At 63.4% G+C, this 2,535-nt stretch carries 2 protein-coding genes; both read left to right on the top strand.

Features of this window, described 5'->3' with window-relative positions; translation table 11 throughout:
- Positions 1 to 496, top strand: a 496-nt coding sequence (locus ACY693_RS18275; RefSeq protein WP_462323237.1) for a BREX protein BrxB domain-containing protein, incomplete at its 5' end; no start/stop codon positions are given.
- 11 nt (positions 497 to 507) lie between these two features.
- On the top strand, positions 508 to 2,535 hold a 2,028-nt coding region (gene brxC / locus ACY693_RS18270; RefSeq protein ID WP_462323236.1), incomplete at its 3' end, for a BREX system P-loop protein BrxC.

Below are 2,535 nucleotides of genomic sequence, written 5' to 3'. Positions count from 1 at the left end.
CCATGACATGCCCTACGCCATCTTCCGCTACGCGCCGGAGGATGAGTTCGCTGTTCGCCAGGAAACCTCGCTTCTCAGAACCCGGTTGGAGCAGATCGGCAAACGCGTCACGGCCATCTCCCTGGCGGAATGCCTCAGCGAGGCCCTCCAAGCCGAAGACATGGGGCCAGAGGTGCTTATCGAGACCGAGCAGTCCGTCGGTCTGGATGCCACCGTGACGACCATCTTCGAGATCCTCAGTGAGTACCAACCGCTCGACGATCTGGTCGCGCGCCGCGTACCGGAGGACGCCGACCCAAAGCGCGATCTGGTCTTCATCGTCCGTGCCGGTTCACTCTTCCCCATGTACCGCACCTCCGCGCTGCTCGAGCAGCTCAAAGGCAAGCTGCACGTCCCTACAGTGCTCTTCTATCCCGGCCTCCTGGATGGAGCTGCTGGCCTGCGCTTCATGGGCGTCCTGGACGCAGAGCACAACTACCGGCCCAAGAGCTATTGAGGGCGACAACAATGGCTTCCGAGATCATCAAGGACCTGTTCGCCAGCGACATCGAGCGCCGCATCGAGGAGGTCATCAAGGTCGACCAGGCCGACGAGACCATCATCCGCGATGAGCTGCGGGAATACGTCGTCACCGATTCAATCCGCGCCCACTTCCGCGAGGTCTTCGAGCACCACCAAACCACCTGGCAGAAGCCCAACGAGGGTATCGCGGTCTGGGTCTCAGGCTTCTTCGGCTCCGGTAAGTCGAGCTTCGCGAAGTACCTGGGCCTCGGCCTCGCCAACCGCGACATCCACGGCCAGGGTGCCGGGGAAATGCTGGGTCAGCGCTGCGCTGATCCGCAGATCCAAGTGCTGCTGAAGACCATCAGCGAGCAAATCCCCACCGAGGCGGTGATCTTCGACGTCTCCACCGACCGCGGCATCCGTACCGGCAACCAGAGCATCACCGAGATCATGTACCGGCTCTTTCTCCAGAGCCTGGGTTACGCACGCGATCTTGACCTCTCAGAGCTTGAGATCACGCTGGAGGAAGAAAGCCGGCTGGACAGCTTCAAGGCCAAATACAGCGAAATCTTCAACAAGGACTGGGACCGCGAGAAGGGCAAGATCGCCATCGCCGTGCAGCAGGCGAGCCGCGTGATGCACGAGCTTGATCCGGCGACCTACACCACCGCGGACAGTTGGCGCGCCTCGGCGATGACGCGCGCGGACATCACTGCGGGCGATCTCGCCGAGCGCGGTCTCACGCTGATGGCACGGCGCAAGCCGGGCAAGAACCTCGTCTTTGTAATCGATGAGGTCGGTCAGTTTGTCGCCGGCGATGTGCAGAAGATGCTCGACCTCCAGGCCGTGGTGCAGAGCCTGGGTCGCGTCGGGCGCGGCAAGCTGTGGGTTGTGGTCACCTCACAGGAGAAGCTCACTGAGCTGGTCGGCGGTCTCGATGCCCGGCGTGTCGAGCTTGCGCGCCTGATGGATCGCTTCCCGCTGCAGGTGCACCTGGAGCCGTCGGACATCTCCGAGGTCACCAGCAAGCGCGTCCTGGCCAAGAACGCTACCGCCGAGCACCTGCTGCGCGAGCAGTTCACCCAGCATCGCGGACGCCTGAGCGACAACACTCGGATCACCGCCGATATCCGGCTCCTGGAGCTGACCACCGAATCCTTCATTGACCTCTATCCGCTGCTGCCCTACCAGATCGATCTGATCATCCAGGTCGTCTCTGGTTTGCGTACCCAGGGCGGGGCCAGCAAACACGTGGGCGGTGCGAATCGCACCATCATCAAGCTCGCGCAACAGGTGTTGATTCACCCCGATGTGGATCTGGCCAATGCGTCCATCGGTGCCCTCGTGCGGGCTGATCAGATCTACGACCTGGTCTCCGGAAACATCGGCAGCGAGATCCGCGCCAAGATCGCCGATATCGGCAGTCAGATCGAGCACCCGCTCGCGCAGCCGGTCGCCAAGGCCATCTGCCTGCTGCAATACGTGCGCAGCATCCACCGCACCGCCGAGAACATCGCCGCCACGCTGCATCCGGCCATCGACGCCGACTCCCGGCTGGCTGAGGTCCGCCAAGCACTCGATGCCCTGGAAAAGGGGCTGATGGTTCGTCGCGGCGATGACGGCTACCGCATCCCGACACCGGCCGAAGACGACTGGGAGCGTCAACGCACAGGGCTCACGCCCAAGCCTGGAGACGTCAGCCGCCTCCACGCCGAGGTCGTCACCGCACTCTGGCAGCCTCAGCCGACCCATGCGCTGCTGGACGTCAAGCCGTTCAAGGCTGGGCTCTATCTCGGGGGTCGCCTGGTCACCGATGGCGACATCCCGTTCCATCTCGCGCTCGCCGATACCGGCCAGGAGCTCACGGAAACCATCGAGGAATTCCGCAAGCGCAGCCAGACCGAGACCAAGTCGGTGTTCTGGGTCGCGGCCCTGGACGACGCCATCGACCGCGAGACCGTCGAGCTGTTCCGCTCCAAGGAGATCCTCTCACGCAAAGAGCGCGGCGCTCAGACCAAGGACGAAAGCGCC

The sequence above is a fragment of the Halochromatium sp. genome, assembly GCF_054919635.1.
This window is presented reverse-complemented; position numbering and strand designations above follow the sequence as displayed.